This is a genomic window from Butyrivibrio sp. XBB1001, from assembly GCF_000424505.1.
Taxonomy (GTDB): Bacteria; Bacillota; Clostridia; order Lachnospirales; family Lachnospiraceae; genus Butyrivibrio.
This window is the reverse complement of record NZ_AUKA01000001.1, coordinates 388,420-410,837: the sequence shown is the minus strand read 5'-3', so window position 1 is coordinate 410,837 and position 22,418 is coordinate 388,420. Positions and strand designations below refer to the sequence as shown.

The following is a 22,418-nucleotide window of genomic DNA, read 5'->3' as shown; positions in this document are numbered from 1 at the left end:
CCTTCTCTACTCGCTATTTTTTCTTTTGTACGATATTTTGATATAATGATACAGGTGTCATATGCATATATTGACAACTGATGAGTTTTGGATAGATAGAATTTTGCGAGGTGTTTATGACAAAACTTAAATTCTATAGTGGTCTTAAGGAAATTGGTGGAACAGTCGTTGCAGTTGAGACCGATAAGGCTATATGTTTATTTGATTTTGGCTTTTCTTATGCAGACAGAATTGACAATAAGGTTAGGATGAGAAAAGGGAGCGAAGCTTATGATTACATAAGACTTGGGGTACTTAACGCAATTGATGGTATATATGATAAGGAACTTGCTGACAGGCTTGGTGTTAAGGCTTATGGAGAAACAGACAAGGAAGTATTTCTTATAATATCTCATATGCATATTGATCATATGGGAGGATTAGGTGCCCTTGATCAAAGAGTGCCTGTCTATATGAGCCGTGATTCAAAGATTTTGTATCATGAACTCGGCGTAATGAATGAACTTGAAATTAGAGAACATGAAAACGTTCTTCCTATAGATTATGATGATTCAATAACTGTACAAGATATAAAGGTTACCTGTATTCAGGTTGATCACGATGTTATTGGCGCTTGTGGTTTCCTCATTGAAACAAAAGATGGCAAGATCTGTTATACAGGTGACTACAGACTTCATGGATATCATCCTGAGATTAGTCTAGACTTTGCAAATAAGTGTAAGGGCGCTGATCTTATGATCAGTGAGGGTGTTACAATAAGCCATAGTGATGTTGATGTACTTGCGCTTGAGGGGCCTGTAAGAGAGAACACAGAGCTTACACTTCTTGATAAGATGAAGTCCTATGCAGAAAATGAGCAGGGGCTTATTGTGATCAACAATTATAACCGTAATGTGGAGCGTGTTCATAATTTTGTAAGAGTTATAAAAGAGGCTGGAAGAGAACTGGTTCTTGATCCTGTTCAGGCTGAATATCTGGCAGCTTTCTATAAAGAAGATAAGTTTAGTGTTTACCTTCCCGAGGGTGGAAGTGTTAATGCTCCACTTGTGACGGACTATCCGATTGTTACAAGAAAGGATATTCTGGCTAATCCTAAGAAATATGTCCTTCAGCAGGATTATAAAGACAGCTATGAACTGTTTGATATTGCCAGTGTTATTTCTATATATCTTCATATGGATGGAGCCCCACTTGGTGACTATGATCCATCCTATGAAAAGTTTTATACTATGCTTGGCGTTTTAGGACTCAATGTAGAAAGATGCGGACTTGGAGGCCATGCTGAGCCTTTCTATCTTAGAAATACCGTGGACATTATTGAACCAAAGATTCTGGTTCCGCTTCATAGCTTTAGGCCAGAACAACTTAAATCAGAGCATGCAGGAAAGATAATTCTTCCTGAGGTATTAGATGAGATAACTCTTTAATAATATAATGGTTAACCCTATTGACAATTCTTCTCAATAGGGTTATTTTTATTATAGAAGTTAGCAATTGCTAACAAAATGCATTATAATAAATAGCTATAAAAACATTTAGATTGTGCAAAATGCTTTATTGACAACGTTTTAAGGTTAGAGTACACTAACATTCGGTTAGCTAAAGATAACTACATTTAGCGTGAAGCGCATACTTTCCTGCGTGTAAAGGAGATGATAATATGACACTGAATGAAGCTCAGTTTGGCAATGAATATACTGTAGTGGATGTTGATACTCAGGGTGATAGCGAAATGGAGAGCTTTCTCTTTTCACTTGGCTGCTACAGTGGGGAGAAGATTACTGTAGTTGACAAGAAACGCAATCTCGTAGTAGCAATCAAGGATGCAAGATACAATATAGATCCAGAGCTTGCTGCTGCAATCAAGATTTGACAGACTGGAATTGTAATGAATGTACATTGATTTAGTCCGGATTTATTGTCCGGACTAAATTTAAGATACCATGTTAGCAATGGCTAATATAATATCAAAATAAAAGTATTTAGGAGGAAGTATTATGAGAATCGCAATGGCTGGTAATCCAAATAGTGGAAAGACTACCATGTACAATGCATTGACTGGCCGAAATGAAAAAATAGGTAACTGGGCAGGAGTAACAGTAGACAAGAAGGAAAGCCATATCAAGAAGAACTACTATGATGGTGATAAGGAACTTATTGCAGTAGACCTTCCTGGCGCTTATTCAATGTCTCCTTTTACATCAGAGGAGAGTATCACAAGCGGTTATGTTAAAAATGAGCATCCCGACGCTATTATCAATATTGTTGATGCTACAAACCTTAGCAGAAGCTTGTTCTTTACAACACAGCTGTTGGAACTTGGGGTACCTGTAGTTGTAGCACTTAACAAGACAGATGCCAATGATAAAAAGGGAAACAGCATAGATGAAAAGAAGCTTTCTGAGAAGCTTGGATGTCCTGTAATCAAGACTGTAGCTACATCGGAAAAAGGACTTAAGGAAGTTGTTGAGACTGCAGCAAGCCTTGAAGGAAAAGGCCAGAAAGAGGCCTATGTTCAGGGTGATGTAGATGTTCACAGCAAAGCTGCTGTCGAAGAGGCTGATAGAAAGAGATTTGAATTTGTAAATAAGATTGTTTCTGAGGTTGAGAACCGTAAGGTACTGACCAAGGACAAAAACTTTGGAGACACAATTGACAATATCATCACTCATCCTGTTCTTGGTATTGCAATCTTTGCGCTTGTAATGTGGGCTGTATTTTATATTTCACAGACAACACTTGGAACCTGGCTTGCAGATATTCTTGTAGGATGGATTGAAACCTTCCAGGGCTTTGTTGGCGATAAGATGGCAGATGCTAATCCTCTGTTATATGCACTTTTGGTTGATGGTATTATCGGCGGTGTAGGTGCTGTTGTAGGCTTCCTTCCACTTGTTATGGTAATGTATTTCCTTATTGCTCTTTTAGAGGATTGCGGATATATGGCAAGAGCTACTGTTGTTCTTGATCCTATCTTTAAGAGAGTAGGTCTTTCTGGAAAGTCAGTTATACCTATGATCATCGGAACTGGTTGCGGAATCCCTGCTATCATGGCTTGCAGAACTATCAGAAATGAGAGAGAAAGAAGAGCAACAGCAATGCTTGCAACTTTCATGCCATGTGGAGCTAAGCTTCCTGTTATAGCTCTTTTTGCTGGAGCATTCTTCCCAGAATCAAAGTGGGTTGGAGTAACATGTTACTTTGTAGGTATTGGACTTATCCTTTTAGGAGCTCTTCTTATCAAGGCTGTAACTGGTATGAAGTATAGAAAGTCATTCTTTATCATTGAGCTTCCTGAATATAAGGTTCCAAGTCTTGTATTTGCAGCTAAGTCAATGCTTGAGAGAGGTAAGGCTTATATCATCAAGGCAGGTACTATCATTCTTGTATGTAACACAGTTGTTCAGATCATGCAGACATTTAACTGGCATTTCGAAGTTGTAGAAGAGGGTATGGAGCATACATCAATTCTTGCAAGCGTAGCAGGACCATTTGCTTACCTTCTTGTACCTGTAGTTGGTATCGTTAGCTGGCAGCTTGCTGCAGCAGCTATTACAGGCTTTATTGCAAAAGAGAACGTTGTTGGAACAATTGCTACAGTATTTGCTATTACTAACTTTATTGATACAGAAGAACTTGAGCTTATTGGAGAAGGAAATGCAGTAGCAGCTGCTATGGGACTTACAAAGGCTGCAGCTCTTGCATATCTTATGTTTAACCTCTATACACCTCCATGCTTTGCAGCACTTGGTGCAATGAACTCTGAGATGAAGTCACAGAAGTGGCTCTGGGGCGCAATCGGCCTTCAGCTTGCTACAGGCTTTACAGTAGGATTTATTGTATATCAGTTTGGTACACTCTTTACAACAGGAGCTTTTGGAACAGGATTTGTAGCTGGTCTTATTGCAATTGCTGTATTTGCTGGTATCATTGGATTTATAATCTATAGAAATAACAAGGCTATGGCTTTGGAATACAAGCTTGATTAAGCCTTGATAATAAAGTTTTTATTTTGAAAGGAGGCTGCTATGACAAATGTAATAGCTTCACTAGTAATTCTGCTCATAGTTGGCTGGGCTGTAAGATATATATATAAGGCCAAAAAGAGTGGTGTAAAGTGCATTGGCTGTCCTAATGGAGGCAATTGTCACGGAGGATGCCAGAGCTGTAATAGCCAAAAAAGCTGATGACTATCATTGTGACGATAGTTTTAGCCTGATTTCATATAAAGACTGAAAATTTATATTTTTTGAATGAACAAATATAAGGCAAATGTTCGTGTGAAGCGGACATTTGTCTTTTTTATACAAAGAAATTGTATAGTCACAAAAAGATTTGTGTAATATTTTGTTTGATTAGGGGGTTTTCACTATGCTTAGTTTGGATTATAATTCTTTATAACTTTAATACAAAAAAGCGCAAACAAATGTATATATATGCAGAACGAATTTATATTATACATTTTATATGCATACTTTTTTCTTAAAGTATCCTTTACTTATAAGCAAATACTCATTTTGTTTTCTGAAGGTTTTTGTGATAATACCAAATGAATTTCTAATATATAGACTAAGGCGTCTGACAATCTTAGATGCTTAGACGATAGGAGAATTGGAAATGGCTCAGCTGTGGGGTGGTAGATTTACCGGTAGTATAAATGAACTTGCTTGGAATTTTAATGCGTCCATATCCTTTGATAAGAGGTTTCTGGAGGTAGATGTGGCAGGCAGCAAGGCTCACGCTACAATGCTTGCTGCAAAGGGCATAATCACTGAGCAGGAGAAGAATCAGATACTTGATGGCCTTGATTCAATCCTGAGGGATGTTCAGGCTGGGAATCTTGAGATAACAACCAAGTATGAGGATATTCACAGCTTTTTAGAAGCTAATCTCATAGAGAGAGTAGGAGATGCTGGTAAAAAGGTTCACACAGGACGCAGCAGGAATGATCAGGTGGCTCTTGATATGAGGTTATATGCAAGGTCAGAAGTCTTGCATATGTCTGATCTTCTTTTAAATATGTTAAAATGCCTTAGCGGAATTATGAAGGATAATCTTACTACTTATATGCCAGGCTTTACTCACCTTCAGAAGGCTCAACCGGTTACGCTAGCTCACCATTTAGGTGCGTATTTTGAAATGTTTAAAAGAGATGCTCTTCGCATGAAGGACATTTATGAGAGGATGAATTATTGTCCGCTTGGAGCAGGTGCCCTTGCTGGAACAACCTATCCTCTTGACAGAGAATACACTTCAGAGCTTCTTGGATTCTATGGACCTACATTAAATAGCATGGATTCTGTATCTGACAGGGACTATCTGATAGAGTTTATGTCAGCTTTGTCTACTATAATGATGCACCTGTCCAGATTTTCTGAAGAGGTTATAATCTGGAATTCCAATGAATATAGATTTGTGACTATAGATGATGCCTATTCTACTGGCAGTAGTATCATGCCTCAGAAAAAGAATCCTGACATTGCAGAGCTTGTAAGAGGCAAGACAGGAAGAGTATATGGCGATCTGATGTCTCTTTTGACAACAATGAAGGGAATACCGCTTGCTTACAACAAGGATATGCAGGAGGATAAGGAAGCTTTCTTTGATGCTATAGACAATACATCGAATTGCCTCGCACTTTTTACCGATATGTTGGCAACAATTAAGTTCAACAAAGATGCTATGATGGAAAGTGCCAAGATGGGCTTTACTAATGCTACAGATGCAGCAGATTATCTTGTTAATAAGGGAATGCCCTTTAGAGATGCCCATTCGGTTATTGGAAGGCTGGTTCTTGGTTGCATCGACAAAAGTTGTGCTATAGATGATCTTAGCCTTGAGGAGCTTAAGAGCTATTCGGAGCTTTTTGAGGAGGATATATACGAGGCTATCAGTCTTGAGACCTGTGTCAATAAGCGAATCACGATTGGCGGCCCTAGTCCTATTGTGATGAAAAAAGTAATTGCTTCAAATGATAGATTTATAGAAGAATATAGCATAGGTAATGATAAGGAGGAGTAACATTATGAGCGAGAAACTTAAGGTAGCAGTTCTTGGAGGAACTGGAATGGTTGGTCAGAGATTTATCTCTATTTTAAATAACCACCCATGGTTTGAGGTAGCAACAGTTGCTGCCAGCCCTAGAAGTGCAGGGCAGACTTATGAAGAGGCTGTAGCTGGAAGATGGAAGATGGACGAGGCTATTCCTGATTCTGTTAAGAATCTTGTTATCAAGGACGTAACTGATGTTAAGGCTGTATCTGAGGATGTTGATTTTGTACTTTCAGCAGTGAATATGTCCAAGGATGAGATCAAGCACATCGAGGAAGAGTATGCTAAAACTGAGACTCCAGTAGTTTCAAATAACTCTGCCCACAGATGGACACCAGATGTTCCAATGATCATTCCTGAGATCAACCCACAGCACATGGATGTTATCGAGTTCCAGAAAAAGAGACTTGGAACAACAAAGGGCTTTATTGCAGTTAAGCCAAATTGCTCAATTCAGAGCTACACTCCAGCTCTTACAGCATGGAAGGAATATGAGCCATACGAAGTTGTAGCTACAACTTATCAGGCAATTTCAGGCGCCGGCAAGAACTTTGATGAGTGGCCAGAGATGGTAGGTAATGTAATTCCTTTTATTTCAGGCGAGGAAGAGAAGTCAGAAAAAGAGCCACTTAGAATCTGGGGTAAGATTGAAAACGGCGTTATTGTGCCAGCTGATGATGTAAAGATTACATGCCAGTGTATTAGAATCCCAGTACTCTATGGCCATACAGCAGCGGCTTTTGTTAAGTTTAAAAAGAATCCTACAAAGGAAGAACTTATTGAAAAGCTTGAGAACTTCTCAGGACTTCCACAGGAGCTTAAGCTTCCAAGTGCTCCAAAGAAATTCATCCAGTACATGCAGGAAGATAACAGACCTCAGATAACTCTTGATGTTAACTATGAAAATGGAATGGGAGTCAGCATAGGCAGACTTCGTGAGGATACAATCTATGACTGGAAGTTTGTAGGTCTTTCACACAATACTCTTCGTGGCGCTGCTGGTGGTGCTGTAGAATGTGCTGAGCTCTTAAAGGCAAGTGGCTATATCAACAAAAAATAATTGTGGCCAATTTAACAGTACTTGGGTTATACTATTAAATAGAGCACTATATTATTGAATGATATGGAAGAGGGAGTATGGAAGAGAGCAGAAAAGGCGACCTGAATTTTTTGAACAGATACTATGACAGTGGACTTTCCAATATTCTTGTGGTCTATGGCCACAAGAATATTGACCATTCTGAACTTGGCTTTAGCTTTGTCAAGGACAGAAAGTTTGTATTCTATTGTGCCAGATCAGCATCTGAAAAAGAGCAGCTGTATCTTTGGTCAAAAGAATTACATGACAGGGGCTTTGATGTTAATATCAATTCAACCTACACTGAGATTTTTGAGGCCTGTCTGAAATATGCTGATGGAAGCCCTCTTATATTGATGATAAGCAATTTTGAGAACATTGTGAAATTATCAGAGAAATTTATGCAGGAACTTGCATCGTTTGTAGAAACCAGGGGCAAGGAGCGACAGATTCTTGCTGTTCTTGTGAGCCATGATATTAACTGGGTCGAGAATGGTATGGTAGCAAACCTTGGCAAGCTTGCAGGTTCGATTGCAGACTTTAGGAAGATCAAGCCTGTTCCCTTTTCCGAAATGAGAAAACATTTTCCTAATATGTCCTACAAGGATGTTGTTATGTCTTATTCTATCCTTGGAGGACAGACTAGGCTCTGGAGATACTTCAATGATGAATATGATTTCAGGGAGAATGTTTGCAGAAATATCATAGGAGATGCGGCTGTCCTTCGTGGTGAAGCCATAAGGCTCACAGAGCAGAATCTAAGAGAAACTGCTGTTTATCATACTCTTTTAGCAGAGATGTCAAGAGGAGTTAATAAGCTTAATGACCTGTATCATGCTACAGGTTTTTCAAGAGCCAAGATTTCTGTATATCTGAAAACTCTTATCCATCATGACTTCGTTTACAAGGCATATTCCTTTGGAAATGCTGGAAGAGAGAACGTCATGAAAGGCGTTTATAAGATAGCAGATCCTATGGTGAATTTTTTCTTTAGATTTATCTATCCATACGAAAGTGATATTGTTTTGATGCCCCCGGAGAAATTTTATGATATATTTATATCTGCGGGAATGCAATCCTATGTCAGCGAGTACTTTAAAATCGTCTGTAGGGAATATATCTTCAAATTAGAAGAGCGGGGTCAATTTCCTTTCCAGATTGGTGAAGAAGGCGAGTGGATAGGTAAGGAAGGCAATATAGACATTGTCACACAAAGTGAGACTGGGGAGACTGCTCTTGGAATGTGCTTCTGGGACAAACAGGCAACCCATTCAGATCTTGTTAAATTGCATTCTGACGCTAGAAAAGCAAGACTTGAGGGAGATGTTATCTATCTCTTTTCAACAGAGGGCTTTGATGCGTGGCTTACAGATGCAGCCAGAAAATCACCAGATAGCCTTAAGTTGATTGGAATAGATGAATTAATGAATGGCTAATAAATCAGTATATATCGCGGAAAAGCCTAGTGTTGCACAGGCTTTTGCCAGCGCTCTTAAAATTAATTTTTCCAGGAGAGATGGTTACCTGGAGTCCGACGAGGCAATTGTAACGTGGTGCGTAGGACATCTGGTAACCATGAGCTATCCGGAAGTCTATGATGAGAAATACAAAAGATGGGCACTAGATACCCTTCCATTTATTCCTACAGACTTCAAATATGAAGTTATCGGGAATGTCTCTAAACAATTCAAAATAGTAAAAGGGCTACTTAATAGAGAAGATGTTGAAACGATCTATATATGCACCGACTCGGGACGAGAGGGCGAATATATATATCGTCTTGTTGACATGCAGGCAGGTGTAAAAGGGAAAAAGAGAAAACGTGTCTGGATCGACTCTCAGACTGAAGAGGAAATCCTCCGCGGAATTCGAGAGGCCAAGGATGACTCTGAGTACGATAATCTTGGCGCTGCTGCCTTTTTAAGGGCTAAAGAGGACTACCTCATGGGAATAAACTTCTCAAGGGCTCTGACTCTTAAATATGCTTATTCCATTAAGAACTATCTAAACACAGATAAATGTGTTATTTCTGTAGGACGAGTTATGACCTGTGTCCTTGGAATTGTAGTTGACAGGGAAAGAGAGATTAGAGAGTTTGTAAAAACTCCATTTTACAGGGTAATAGGCGGCATAGACATCAATGGTAAAAAATGTGATGCAGAATGGAGAGTGACGCAGGATTCAGTATTTGACGGCTCTCCTGAGCTATACAGCGAGAAAGGCTTTAAAACAGAAGACAGCGCCAAAAAACTTATCGCGTCTCTTATTGGTACAAACGGAGCAGATATTTCTTTTAAGGGAGATGACAAGGTCCTTTCTCTGCAAAATCCTATAGATGTAACTATAGAAAAGTGTGAAAAAAAGAAGGAAGTTAAGAATGCACCGCTTCTTTATAACCTGGCGGAGCTTCAAAATGACTGCTCCAGATTTTTTAAGATAAACCCGGATGAAACACTGGCTGTGGCGCAGGAGCTTTATGAGAAAAAGCTTACTACCTACCCTAGAACTGACGCCAGAGTTATGTCCAGTGCTATTGCTAAGGTTATAGACAAGAATATAACGGGACTTACAGCTTATGAGCCCTGTAGCATTTTTGCCAAGTCAATCCTTCAGCATAAAGCTTATGAAGGAATTGAGAAGACAAGATATGTCAACGACAAGGCAATTACTGATCACTATGCTATCATACCAACAGGACAGGGATTATCTGCACTTTCAAGTCTTAGTCCTACATCTGCTAAGGTTTATGAGATCATAGTCAGAAGATTTCTTGCTGTATTTTATCCGTCTGCTACTTACCAGAAGGTGGCACTGGAGGTTTCAGCTGTCAATATGGCAAGTGAAGGAAAAAGAGAGCACTTTTTTGCCAATTTCAAGATTCTTACAGGTAAGGGATATCTTCATGTAATGGATTATTCTTTCTTCAAAAAGAAAGAGGATAAGGCTAAAAAGGCAGAGGATGAGGACGAGAATAGTGCGTCACAGGATAATGAAGAGGAAACAGTAACAGATGAGGAACTGTTTGAATATCTTCAAAAGCTTAAAAAGAAGGATGTTTTAAAGCTTTCTGAGTTTGCAATTAAGGAGGGGGAGACTTCACCTCCAAAGAGATATAATTCAGGAACAATGATCCTGACTATGGAGAATGCGGGCCAGTTTATAGAGGATGAGGAACTCAGAGCACAGATAAAGGGCTCTGGAATAGGTACGAGTGCCACTAGAGCAGGAATCCTTACTAAGCTTGTAAATATCAAGTATCTGAATCTTAACAAGAAGACTCAGATCATTACTCCAACTCAGCTTGGAGAGATGGTTTATGAGACTGTTGCCTGTTCTATGAAACCTATGCTCAATCCTGCTCTTACTGCAAGTTGGGAGAAAGGCCTTACCGGGGTTGCTCAGGGAGAAATCTCTGAGGCTGAGTACATGGGTAAGCTTGATGACTTTGTTAGCAAGAGGACAAATCTTGTTAAGAGCAATGATTACAGGGGACTTTTAAGGTCCAGATTTGACTATGTGTCTGCTAATTACAAGGCTGCACCGGCTAAAAAGACTTCATCCAGAGCAAAGAGCAGTGCGACCAAGACTTCAGAAGTTGCAAAAGAAAAATAAAGTAATATAATACAAAAGTCGAATTGAATGTAGATTAGATTTCTGCATTGAATATAGGCTAGAAACTTATTAAAGAGGATAGTGATTCATCTACATGAATTGTGAGGAATTGGATATGGAAGAATTTAGAATTTCAAATATGTATGACCTTAATGAGACTATTGCAGCTGACTATATGAAGACCAAGGAGTATCCGTGGGAACTTCTTGCAGGGATCAAGGACTATATCATAGAACTTGGCAATAAACTTCCTGCAGATAAATATGAGAAGAGAGGCGAAAATGTCTGGGTTGCCAAGAGTGCCAAGGTTTTTGACTCTGCTTATATCGGAGGACCTTGCATTATCGACGAGGATGCTGAAATCAGACAGTGCGCATTTATCAGAGGAAGCGCAATTGTAGGTAAAGGGGCAGTGGTTGGTAATTCAACTGAGCTTAAGAATGTTATTCTCTTTAACAAGGTTCAGGTGCCTCACTACAATTATGTTGGCGATTCTATCCTGGGATTTAAGGCCCATATGGGAGCTGGCTCAATCACATCAAATGTTAAGAGTGATAAAAAACTCATCGTAGTTAAAAATGGTGCTGATGATCAGGTAGAGACAGGACTTAAGAAGATGGGAGCTATGCTGGGGGACAACGTAGAAGTTGGCTGCAACAGCGTATTAAATCCTGGAACTGTTATAGGAAGATGGTGCAATATCTATCCTCTTTCTTCAGTTCGCGGATGTATTCCAGAGTATCATATCTTTAAGGACAAGGACCACATTGTAAAGAAGGTCAACGATTAACATAAAGCTACAAGCGTAATGCAAAGCCTTATTTTAGGACAGGTGAAGAAGTGATTTCACCTGTCCTTTTTCCTACTAGAAAAAAGATAAGGATGATAGGAGAAAGCGTACACTTTAACACTGTAAATAATTGCGAGTTTAAAGTCTAAAAGAAAAAATGTTGACAGGGACGTTTCAGGTGGTATAATTTGATTTAAATTAGTTCAAATTCAGTAACTAATATTCAAAATAATAGTTTAAAACCCAGTGCTGAGTTAATTGCAAACATCACACTTTAAAGTGTGAAAGCATGCAGGCGGTTGCAGGGTTTGAGACTGCTCAGAGGAGAGCAAAATGCAGAAAAAAGTCTTTCAATTGTTGGTTGATAATACCTCAGGTGTTCTATCCAGGATATCTGGTCTCTTTTCCAGAAGAGGATATAACATTGAGAGTATTACAGCGGGAGTAACGGCGGATCCAAGGTTTACGAGAATTACTATTGTGGCTTCCGGAGATGATGTGATCCTGGATCAGATTGAGAAACAGGTGGCCAAGCTTGTAGATGTCAGAGATATTCATGAGCTTGAGCCTGATGAGTCTGTATACAGGGAACTTGCACTTGTTAAGGTAAGAGCTGAAGCTGACGACAGGCAGAGCATACTGGCAACAGCTAATATCTTTAGAGGTAATATTGTAGATGTCAGCCCGGATTCACTTATCATCGAGATCACAGGTAGCCAGTCCAAGGTGGACGCATTTTTAAGACTGCTTGAGGGCAGAGAAATCTTAGAACTTGCAAGAACCGGTATTGCTGGTCTTGGAAGAGGTACAGATCATATTATTTATCTTGATGAATGATATGGCTGATATCTATTTATACTGAGATGTAAGAGCTTATGCAGCTCTTTTACATTAAATGAGGAGAAAACTTAGATTAGAATTAATGGAGGGAAATCAAATGTCACAGGATGCACGTATTTTTTATCAGGAAGATTGTAACTTATCTCTTTTAGAGGGTAAGACTATTGCCATTATCGGTTATGGTTCACAGGGCCATGCACATGCTCTTAACCTTAAGGATTCTGGATGCAATGTTATCATTGGCCTTTATGAGGGATCAAAGAGTAAGGCTAAGGCTGAGGCTCAGGGACTTAAGGTTTATAACACAGCTGAGGCTGCCAAGATGGCAGACATCATCATGATCCTTATTAACGATGAGAAGCAGGCCAAGATGTACAAAGAGGACATCGAGCCTAACCTTCAGCCAGGCAACATGCTTATGTTCGCACATGGCTTTAATGTACACTTTGGACTTATCAAGGCTCCTAAGGATGTAGACGTTGCAATGATCGCTCCTAAGGCACCTGGACATACAGTTCGTTCTGAGTATCAGGCTGGTAAGGGAACACCTTGTCTTGTAGCTGTAGAGCAGGATGCTACTGGTAAGGCTCTTGATCTTGCACTTGCATATGGTGCTGGAATCGGCGGCGCTAGAGCAGGTCTTCTTGAGACAACCTTCAGAACAGAGACAGAGACTGACCTCTTTGGTGAGCAGGCTGTACTTTGCGGCGGTGTTTGCGCACTTATGCAGGCAGGCTTTGATACACTTGTTGAGGCTGGATATGATCCAAGAAATGCATACTTTGAGTGTGTACATGAGATGAAGCTTATTGTTGACCTTATCTATCAGTCAGGTTTTGCCGGAATGAGATATTCTATCTCTAACACAGCTGAATATGGCGACTATGTAACAGGTCCTAAGCTCATCACAGATGAGACTAAGAAGACAATGAAGAAGATTCTTGCTGATATCCAGGATGGAACATTTGCCAAGGAATTCCTTCTTGATATGTCAGAGGCTGGCGGTCAGGTTCACTTCCAGGCTATGAGAAAGCTTCACGCTGAGCATCCATCAGAAAAGATTGGTGAAGAAATCAGAAAACTTTACAGCTGGAACAACGAATCAGACAAGCTTATCAATAACTGATTTTGATTATTACGGGCTGATTCTTCGGAGCAAGGAGTCATTTTGTGACTCTTTGCTCTTTTTATGATAGAATGGGTGTTGGGGGAATAATAATCTAAGGGAAAGAACAATGTCCGAGACTAGTATAAGTAGAAAAAATAAAGAAAACAAAGTGTACGCACCAGTAATAATGTTTGCTAGTGCTTTTTTAATGTATGTATTGGCGGCGCTGCCTATCTTTATAGGAAGGGGACTGCCTTTCTTTTATTATGGTGATTACAATGTCCAGCAGATTCCGTTTTATCTGGCTGCTCATAGGGCAGTAGAGAATGGAGAATTTTTCTGGAATTGGAATATTGATCTAGGAGGCAGCATGGCTGGTGACTTCTCCTTCTACCTTTGGGGAAGCCCTTTCTTTTGGGTAACAATGCTGTTTCCAGAAAACTATATACCTTACCTTATGCCTTTTCTAATGGCACTTAAGTATGCGACAGCGGCATGTTGCGCTTATCTGTATATAAGACGTTATGTCCATAAATACAGCTATGCAATGATAGGAGGATACTTATTTGCCTTCTCTGGTTTTAATGCCTGTAATATAGTATTTAACCATTTTACAGATTCAGTGGCATTTTTCCCGCTTTTTCTTTTGACCTTTGAAAAACTCATGGCTCAGGATGATGAGAATGCAGGTGATTGCGACAAGGATCCCTTTAGCTTTATTTACTTTGCCTGCATGACTGCTTTTATGTCTGTTGTAAATTACTACTTCTTTTTTGGACAGGTTGTATTTCTGATTATCTACTACATTGTAAGGTATGGCAGAAATAACGGTGTTAAGGCTAATCTCAGGATGTTTAACAAGGCTCTTCTTGGCGGAATTACAGGAGTTATGCTGGCAGGATTTTTCCTGATGCAGGCCTATGCAGGAATTAAGGGGAATACAAGACTTGATAATTATATAAACGGCTATAATATGCTCATATATCCTAGTGAGAAGCTCCTTTGGGATATTGTTAAGAGTGTTTCTATGCTGCCTGACATTATTGGCAAAGGAACTTTGTTTTATACAGGAACTGTCAAGAATGCATCTCTTGCAGCTTATATTCCTATGTTTGGTATATCTGGAGTAGTAGCGTACTTCCTTCTTAACAAGAAAAAGAAAAACTGGGAAAAGACAATGCTGATAATTTGTGGTGTGATTGCCTTTTTACCAGTATTTAATGCTGCTTTTTCCATGTTTAATTCATCCTACTATGCAAGATGGTATTACATGCCAATTCTTTTGATGTGCCTTATGACAGCCCAGGTTACAGAAAGAGGCAAGTCTCCTCAGCTTAAAAAGGGTGCTATAGTAGCCGTTATCATGTTTTTATTTTTCTTATTGGTATACCTTCTTCCATCCAAGAATGATGACGGGGAAATGGTGTTCTTTAATATGACAGAGAATAATACTATTTTTCTGAGAGATGTGCTCGGTACAGCTATTTTGTGTCTGATGCTTCTTGCGGTAGTATTTGCTCTTCCAAGAAATTTCAAGGGAAAGCTTGCTGGAAAGAACGAGAATGGCCACTACAAGACAGGCCTTAGAGATGGGATCATTTTATTTGCTGTTATCATAAGCTGTATCATTTCTACATTTGTTCCTCTAAAAAATGGCAGTGGTATTATAAGCAACAGAGGAAAAGAAAAATGGCAGGAGCAGATGCTCTTTAACAAGGTTGATGTTGATCAGACTAAGTTCTGCAGAGGAGAAGTAGACAGTACTTCGACAAACTATGATATGGCCTGGGGAATACCATCAATTCATTGCTTCCTTAGTACTGTGCCTTCAGAAATATTTGATTTTCTCTATGGAAGCTGCGGTATCACTAGAACTGTTGAGACCAATCTTCCAGTGGACAGGTGCGGAGCAAGGGCAATTCTTTCTGGCAGATATTATTTTGAAAATGCAGATATCAGCAAGAATAGGGTATTCCATGAAGGCGAGGGCACGGATGGCTACTTCTTTTTAAAGAATGAGAATGGCTTTGATGTATTTGATAATTTGAATTTCATTCCTATGGGCTTTACTTTTGATTACTACATTACCCAATCTGAGTGGGAGGATCTTGAGGCCAAGGAACACGACTACGACCTTGCAAGAGTGCTTATCATTTCAGACGAGGATGCTTTAAAACTGAGCGATACGCTCTCTATGCAGGAAATGACAGCTGAAGATATTCTTAACTCAGAAATGTCATATTTGGAATTTTCTGATGAATGCAAAAAGAGAGCAGCTACTTCCTGTACGGATTTTGTAACTGATACCAGGGGATTTACAGCAACTACAGCAATTCTTGCAGATAACACCCTTGTCTTTTTCTCGGTTCCATATACAGAGGGCTTTAGCTGTGAAGTTGATGGAGAAAAGGTAGACATGATAAAGGCTGATTATGGCCTTATGGCTGTGCCTGTTTCTGGCGGCGTTCACCAGATCAGGGTGACATATGAACCCGAAGGTTTTGAGCAGGGGCTTATCATGAGTATTGCCGGAATCCTTATTCTCGCCCTTTGTTTTGCATACACATTAAAAAAGGTCAATAAAAACGATTAAATTTGTTATGTGTTTTTAGTCAGATTACTATGTTATATTTGCTTAAAATAAATTGATTTATATTAAGGAGACATAAAGACTATGAGCAAGATGACCATGAGCCAAAAGATTTTGGCAGCACACGCACACCTGGATGAAGTATTTGCAGGCCAGCTTATCGAGGCTGATCTGGACCTGGTACTTGGCAATGATATTACTAGCCCGGTGGCGATTGCAGAGCTAAACAAATTCAGCAAAAAAGGAGTTTTTGACAAGGATAAGATAGCTCTGGTTCCTGATCATTTTGTTCCAAACAAAGATATTAAATCTGCTGAGAATTGCAAATGTGTAAGAGAGTTTGCCATAAAGAATAAGATCACCAACTACTTTGAAGTTGGAAAAATGGGTATCGAACATGCTCTTTTGCCAGAGCAGGGGCTTACAGTAGCTGGCGACCTTATTATTGGTGCTGATTCTCACACTTGTACCTATGGAGCCCTTGGAGCTTTCTCTACAGGAATTGGTTCAACTGATATGGCTGCTGGCATGGCTACAGGAAAGGCCTGGTTTAAGGTGCCTTCTGCTATCAAGTTCAACATAGTTGGTAAGCCTTCAAAATGGGTTAGTGGTAAAGATGTCATACTTCATATCATTGGAATGATCGGTGTTGATGGAGCTCTTTATAAGTCAATGGAATTTGTGGGAGAGGGCATCAGGAATCTTTCTATGGATGATAGATTCACAATTGCTAATATGGCTATAGAGGCTGGAGGCAAGAATGGAATCTTCCCTGTGGATGATATTGCGCTTGCTTATATGAAAGAGCATGCACCTGGCAAAAAGATCACTGTATATGAGGCAGATGAAGATGCTGAGTATGATGAGGAATATACTATTGATCTTAGCACTCTAAAGCCTACTGTGGCATTTCCTCATCTTCCTGAAAACACTCACACTTTTGATGATATAGAGGACATTAAGATTGACCAGGTTGTTATCGGATCATGTACCAACGGAAGAATTGATGATCTGAGAATTGCAGCAGAGGTGCTTACAGATCATCACGTGGCAGAGGGAGTTAGATGCATTGTTATCCCTGCCACACAGAAGATATACCTTGAAGCTATGGAAGAGGGGCTTATTAAGACCTTTATAGAGGCCGGCGCTATTGTTTCTACTCCTACCTGTGGACCTTGTCTTGGCGGATACATGGGAGTTCTTGCTACCAAGGAAAGATGCGTTTCTACCACAAACAGAAACTTTGTTGGAAGAATGGGAGCTATAGATTCTGAGATTTATCTGGCATCACCTGCAGTTGCGGCTGCAAGCGCGGTTACAGGTAAGTTATCACAGCCAAGTGAGCTGGGACTTTGATGGAGGAAAAAGAGTATGAAGGCAGCTAAGGGAACAGTTTTTAAATATGGTGACAATGTAGATACAGACGTAATTATTCCAGCAAGATACTTAAATAGTACAGATGCTTCTGATCTTGCAAAGCACTGCATGGAGGATATTGATAAGGACTTTGCCAGCAAGGTAAAGGCTGGAGATATCATTGTTGCAGATAAGAACTTTGGATGCGGATCTTCCAGAGAGCATGCGCCTATAGCCATAAAGGCCAGTGGTGTAAGCTGTGTTATTGCAAAGAGCTTTGCCAGAATTTTTTACAGAAACAGCATAAATATCGGTCTTCCGATCATCGAATGTGAAGAGGCTGCAGATGCAATAGGAGCTGGAGATACTGTTAGCATTAACTTTGATACAGGCATGATTACTGATGAAACAACGGGTCAGAGCTTTAAGGGACAGGCTTTTCCTCCATTTATGCAGAAGATTATTGATTCTGAGGGGTTAATCAATTATATTAATTCTAAGGATTAATTTTTGGGAGGATAGTTTTTAATGAATAGGTTGTTCTGCGTCATTCCATGCTATAACGAGGAGGCAGTGCTTCCAGAGACGTCAAGGCGCCTTCAGACTAAGATGGAGAGCCTTATAAAGAGCGGGAAGATCTCTGAAGATAGCAGAGTAATATTTGTGAATGATGGATCAAGGGATAATACCTGGAATATGATAAGTGAGCTTCATGAGAAGAACCCACTGTTTCAGGGAATTAATTTATCCAAGAATATGGGACATCAGAATGCTCTTTTGGCAGGGCTTATGACAGCCAAGGATCTGTGTGATGCAGCTATTTCCATGGATGCAGATCTTCAGGATGATATTGATGCTATTGATGAAATGGTTGAGAAGTTCCTTGCAGGAGCTGATGTTGTTTATGGTGTACGTTCTAAGAGAACTACAGATACCTTCTTTAAGAGGTTTACTGCAGAGAGTTATTACAAGCTTGTCAATGCCCTTGGGGCCAAGACAGTTTATAACCACGCAGATTACAGGCTTATGAGCAGGCGTGCCCTTTTGGGACTTTCTGAATTTGGAGAGGTCAATCTTTTCCTTAGAGGAATAGTTCCTATGGTAGGCTACAATGTAGATTATGTTTACTATGAGAGAGCTGAGCGATTTGCAGGAGAGAGTAAGTACCCTCTCAAGAAGATGCTGAGCTTTGCTATAGAAGGCATCACTAGTCTTAGTACCAAGCCAATCAAGATGATCACTGGACTTGGAATGTTTATCTTTTTTGTGAGCATTGTGGTACTAATATATAGCCTTATCAGACATTTTACAGGAAACACAATTCCTGGATGGACGACTACAGTTCTTTCTGTTTGGGCTATTGGTGGACTTATCATGATATCTCTTGGAGTCATTGGTGAGTATATTGGTAAGATTTATCTTGAAACCAAGAACAGACCAAGGTTTATAATTGAATCATATATAGCTGATGAAAATGATGAGGCTGTATTTAGAGAAAATGAGCACAGATAATAGCTGTGCTCTTTACACGTTACAATATAGTTAGGAGATTTTTTAAAATGGCAAAGAAACCAGAAGATTTTAAAAAGCAGATGGAGGAAAATTTCAAGGTTGCTCCTTCAGAATTTTCACATGTAAAAAAGGTGATTGGTATAGTAAGTGGAAAGGGCGGCGTTGGAAAGAGCCTTGTTACTGGCCTTTCTGCTGCTATCATGAATAAAAAGGGCTACAAGACAGCTATTATGGATGCTGATATAACAGGCCCTTCAATTCCTAAGATGTTTGGTATTGGCAAGGCTAACTTTGCTGATGAGAATCAGCTTCTTATTCCTGCAACATCAGAGGGCGGCATTAAGATCATGTCCCTTAATATGCTGATGGACAATGAGACAGACCCTGTAGTCTGGAGAGGTCCTGTAATAGCAGGAATTGTCAAGCAGTTCTGGGCAGAAGTAAATTGGGGCGATGTGGACTTCATGTTTGTAGATATGCCTCCAGGAACTGGAGATGTTCCTCTTACAGTTTTCCAGTCACTTCCTGTTGATGGAATTATTGTGGTATCAACACCTCAGGAGCTGGTTGAGATGATCGTTGAAAAGGCTATCAATATGGCCAATCTCATGAATATCCCGGTTCTTGGTATCGTAGAGAACATGAGCTATATGAAGTGCCCTCACTGCGGTGAACCAATAAATATCTTTGGTGAGAGTAAGATTGAGAGCTATGCTGCTTCCAAGGGACTTGATATCCTTGGTAGGATTCCGCTTGACCCAGCTGTAGCAGGTCTCTGCGATGCTGGTAAGGCAGAGGATATTGAAAATGACTTTATGGACAGCCTTGTTTACATTCTTGAGGGAATGATAGATTGATCTTTACTGACAATAAATAATTGGATGGTGAGCATATGAAGATTAAACCTGAGAAAAACCAGATAACCTGGGGGATAACTATATTTGTAGTTGCTGTGGCACTGCTATGCGTTTATTATCTGATGTTTCACTGGTCCAGCGCTCTGGCTTCAATCAATACAATAATCAATGCTATTTCAGGAATCATAATTGGAATAGGCCTTGCTTATGTCCTCATACCTGTTCTTGATGCAGTGGAGAGAAGGATTCTTAAGCCTATATATGTAAAAAGAGGATACGATGTATCTTTTTCCAAGGATGCCAACTGGAAAAAGAGAAAGCAGATGAGAGCAATCGCTGTTCTTATCACTATGTGCATCTTTCTTTTGATGGTATATAGCCTTTTTAGTACAATCCTTCCTCAGCTGGTAAACAGTATCAGGGAGATTTCTGATAAACTGCCGCAATATGTCAGAAATCTTGATGTTACAGCTAACGCCTGGCTTGAGAACAATCCAGATCTGCAGGAACTTTCTAATGTGTTTATTAAGGGGTATTATGCGACCTTAAGTGATTACGTTTTTCAACAGCTTCTGCCTGCTCTTCCTGATGAGAATACTCTGCCAAGACTAGTATCTAGAAGTTTCATGACTGTAGTGAACGTATTCTTTGATGTTTTGGTAGGTGTTATTGTTGCTGTCTATATCCTTAATTCTAAGGAGAGGTTTACAACAAGAGGCAAGAAAATGGCATATTCTCTCTTTAGAGAAGACTTTGCCAACGAACTGATTGGTGGCTTTAGATTTGTAAATAAGACCTTCAAAGGCTTTATTGGTGGCAAAATCCTTGATTCCATTATAATTGGAATCCTGTGCTATATAGGCTGTATGATACTTAAAATCAATTACCCTTTGCTTATTTCTGTAATTGTTGGTGTTACCAATATTATTCCATATTTTGGACCTTACATTGGTGGAATCGCAGGAGCTCTTTTGCTGGTGATGATCGACCCTATGAATGCACTTGAGTTTCTTATTTTTGTTATAGTCCTTCAGCAGTTTGATGGGAATATCCTGGGGCCAAAGATTCTTGGAGGGTCAACTGGACTTTCCAGCTTCTGGGTTATTTTTGCAATTACCTTCTTTGGAAGTATTTGGGGAATAGTTGGACTTTTACTGGGAGTGCCGGTTTTTGCAGTTATCTATGCCTTTTTCGCAAGACTTACAAATCACTTCCTTGCAAAAAAGAGCCTCAGTACCTTTACAGGGGATTATTACGATCTTGCTTATATTGAAGGCGGTGAATATAAAAAGCTCAGTGATCCATCAAATACTAAGTATAATTCTGTTAGAAGAGAGTCCTCTTTTAGAAATTTGTTTAAAAAGAGAGTGAGTACTACTGAGCAGTTTTCCTCTGACAAAAAAGACAGTCCAGTTGCTGATAATCTGGCTAAACCAGATAAAAAGAAAGATGAGGAAACATGACTAGTGTACTTGACGGATTTTAATTATGAATTATAATGTTACTAATTAGTGCTTTGAAGTGTTAAAGTGCATTTGATAATTCTGGATGTGTATGCATCTAAGTTTTGGAAGGGGATATAAGATGAGCAAAAAGAATCTTGATTGGGCCAATATTGGATTTGGCTACATGGTTGCAGATAAGCGCTATGTTTCAAATTATAAGGATGGAAAGTGGGATGAGGGTACTCTTACCACAGATTCAACAGTAACACTTAGTGAGGACGCTGGAGTTCTTCACTATGCACAGGAATGTTTTGAAGGACTTAAGGCCTATGAGACAGAAGATGGTAAAATAGTTACCTTCAGACCTGATCTTAATGCTAAGCGTATGGTTGATTCTGCTGAGCGCCTTGAAATGCCTGCTTTCCCAGAGGATAGATTTATAAAGGCTGTTGAAGAGGTTGTTGCAGCCAATAAGGATTGGGTTCCTCCATACGGAAGCGGTGCAACACTTTATATCAGACCAGTTATGTTCGCTACAGGAAATGTAATCGGAGTTAAGCCTGCTGATGAGTATCAGTTCAGAATCTTCGTTACTCCTGTTGGACCATACTTCAAGGGCGGTGCTAAGCCAATCGTTGTTAAGATTTCTGACTTTGACAGAGCAGCTCCTCACGGAACTGGTAATATCAAGGCTGGTCTTAACTATGCTATGAGTCTTCACGCTATCGTGACAGCTCATGAAGAGGGCTTTGCTGAGAACGTATATCTTGATGCTGAGTCAAGAACTTACATCGAGGAGACTGGTGGAGCAAACATCCTCTTTGTTACTAAGGATGGAGGACTTGTAGTACCACAGTCCCATACAGATTCAATTCTTCCATCTATCACTAGAAGATCAATTGTTTATGTGGCAAAAGAGATTCTTGGCATGAAGGTGGAAGAGAGACCTGTTAAGCTCTCTGAGGTTCCTGAGTTTGTTGAGATGGGCCTCTGCGGAACAGCAGCTGTTATCAGCCCTGTTGGCAAGATCAATGACCATGGCAAAGAAATCTGCTTTGCTTCTGGCATGGATGAGATGGGACCTGTTATCAAGAAGCTGTACGATACACTTACAGGTATCCAGATGGGAACTGTTGAAGCTCCTGAGGGATGGATCCACGTAATTGAATAAATGAGGTT

General features: G+C 39.8%; 18 protein-coding genes. All 18 read left to right on the top strand.

The window, feature by feature from the left end:
• Window positions 1–116 precede the first annotated feature (116 nt).
• The 18 genes from G631_RS0101755 to G631_RS0101670 all read left to right on the top strand — a co-directional run bounded on the left by G631_RS0101755 (window position 117) and on the right by G631_RS0101670 (window position 22,410).
• On the top strand, window positions 117–1,427 hold the full coding sequence (locus G631_RS0101755; protein ID WP_026487973.1) for an MBL fold metallo-hydrolase: 1,311 nt from the start codon (window positions 117–119) through the stop codon (window positions 1,425–1,427).
• 233 nt (window positions 1,428–1,660) lie between these two features.
• Complete coding sequence (locus G631_RS0101750; protein WP_026487972.1) at window positions 1,661–1,873, top strand: FeoA family protein; 213 nt, start codon at window positions 1,661–1,663, stop codon at window positions 1,871–1,873.
• 124 nt (window positions 1,874–1,997) lie between these two features.
• Complete coding sequence (gene feoB / locus G631_RS0101745) at window positions 1,998–3,989, top strand: ferrous iron transporter B (RefSeq protein ID WP_026487971.1); 1,992 nt, start codon at window positions 1,998–2,000, stop codon at window positions 3,987–3,989.
• Between the two features lie 39 nt (window positions 3,990–4,028).
• Entirely contained in the window at window positions 4,029–4,187 is a 159-nt protein-coding gene (locus tag G631_RS20550; protein ID WP_081671185.1) for a FeoB-associated Cys-rich membrane protein, read from the top strand.
• A 430-nt stretch (window positions 4,188–4,617) separates the two neighbouring features.
• Window positions 4,618–6,021 (top strand): argininosuccinate lyase, encoded by a 1,404-nt coding sequence (gene argH, locus G631_RS0101735; RefSeq protein WP_026487970.1) that lies wholly within the window; start codon window positions 4,618–4,620, stop codon window positions 6,019–6,021.
• 4 nt (window positions 6,022–6,025) lie between these two features.
• Window positions 6,026–7,111, top strand: coding sequence for an aspartate-semialdehyde dehydrogenase (asd, locus tag G631_RS0101730; protein ID WP_026487969.1), 1,086 nt, complete (start codon window positions 6,026–6,028; stop codon window positions 7,109–7,111).
• Window positions 7,112–7,188: 77 nt separating this feature from the next.
• Window positions 7,189–8,565 carry an ATP-binding protein gene (locus tag G631_RS0101725; protein ID WP_026487968.1) on the top strand — a complete coding sequence of 459 codons (1,377 nt, stop codon included), beginning with the start codon at window positions 7,189–7,191 and terminating at the stop codon, window positions 8,563–8,565.
• On the top strand, window positions 8,558–10,741 hold the full coding sequence (locus G631_RS0101720) for a DNA topoisomerase (protein WP_026487967.1): 2,184 nt from the start codon (window positions 8,558–8,560) through the stop codon (window positions 10,739–10,741). The genes G631_RS0101725 and G631_RS0101720 overlap by 8 nt, the downstream gene beginning before the upstream one ends.
• A 115-nt stretch (window positions 10,742–10,856) precedes the next feature.
• The gene (locus tag G631_RS0101715; RefSeq protein ID WP_026487966.1) at window positions 10,857–11,531 is read left to right on the top strand and encodes a UDP-N-acetylglucosamine pyrophosphorylase; all 675 of its coding nucleotides are present in this window, start codon (window positions 10,857–10,859) and stop codon (window positions 11,529–11,531) included.
• A gap of 333 nt (window positions 11,532–11,864) precedes the next feature.
• Complete coding sequence (gene ilvN / locus G631_RS0101710) at window positions 11,865–12,368, top strand: acetolactate synthase small subunit (RefSeq protein ID WP_026487965.1); 504 nt, start codon at window positions 11,865–11,867, stop codon at window positions 12,366–12,368.
• A gap of 85 nt (window positions 12,369–12,453) precedes the next feature.
• Window positions 12,454–13,497, top strand: coding sequence for a ketol-acid reductoisomerase (ilvC, locus tag G631_RS0101705; protein ID WP_255363856.1), 1,044 nt, complete (start codon window positions 12,454–12,456; stop codon window positions 13,495–13,497).
• Window positions 13,498–13,606: 109 nt separating this feature from the next.
• Window positions 13,607–16,072 (top strand): YfhO family protein, encoded by a 2,466-nt coding sequence (locus G631_RS0101700; RefSeq protein WP_026487964.1) that lies wholly within the window; start codon window positions 13,607–13,609, stop codon window positions 16,070–16,072.
• Window positions 16,073–16,153: 81 nt separating this feature from the next.
• Entirely contained in the window at window positions 16,154–17,425 is a 1,272-nt protein-coding gene (gene leuC, locus G631_RS0101695) for a 3-isopropylmalate dehydratase large subunit (RefSeq protein WP_026487963.1), read from the top strand.
• Between the two features lie 15 nt (window positions 17,426–17,440).
• Entirely contained in the window at window positions 17,441–17,932 is a 492-nt protein-coding gene (gene leuD / locus G631_RS0101690; protein WP_026487962.1) for a 3-isopropylmalate dehydratase small subunit, read from the top strand.
• Window positions 17,933–17,953: 21 nt separating this feature from the next.
• Complete coding sequence (locus tag G631_RS0101685; protein WP_026487961.1) at window positions 17,954–18,937, top strand: glycosyltransferase family 2 protein; 984 nt, start codon at window positions 17,954–17,956, stop codon at window positions 18,935–18,937.
• A 47-nt stretch (window positions 18,938–18,984) separates the two neighbouring features.
• Entirely contained in the window at window positions 18,985–19,794 is an 810-nt protein-coding gene (locus G631_RS0101680) for an Mrp/NBP35 family ATP-binding protein (protein ID WP_026487960.1), read from the top strand.
• Between the two features lie 35 nt (window positions 19,795–19,829).
• Window positions 19,830–21,257 carry an AI-2E family transporter gene (locus tag G631_RS17660; protein WP_051196715.1) on the top strand — a complete coding sequence of 476 codons (1,428 nt, stop codon included), beginning with the start codon at window positions 19,830–19,832 and terminating at the stop codon, window positions 21,255–21,257.
• Window positions 21,258–21,378: 121 nt separating this feature from the next.
• Complete coding sequence (locus tag G631_RS0101670) at window positions 21,379–22,410, top strand: branched-chain amino acid aminotransferase (protein ID WP_026487959.1); 1,032 nt, start codon at window positions 21,379–21,381, stop codon at window positions 22,408–22,410.
• Window positions 22,411–22,418: the final 8 nt, after the last annotated feature.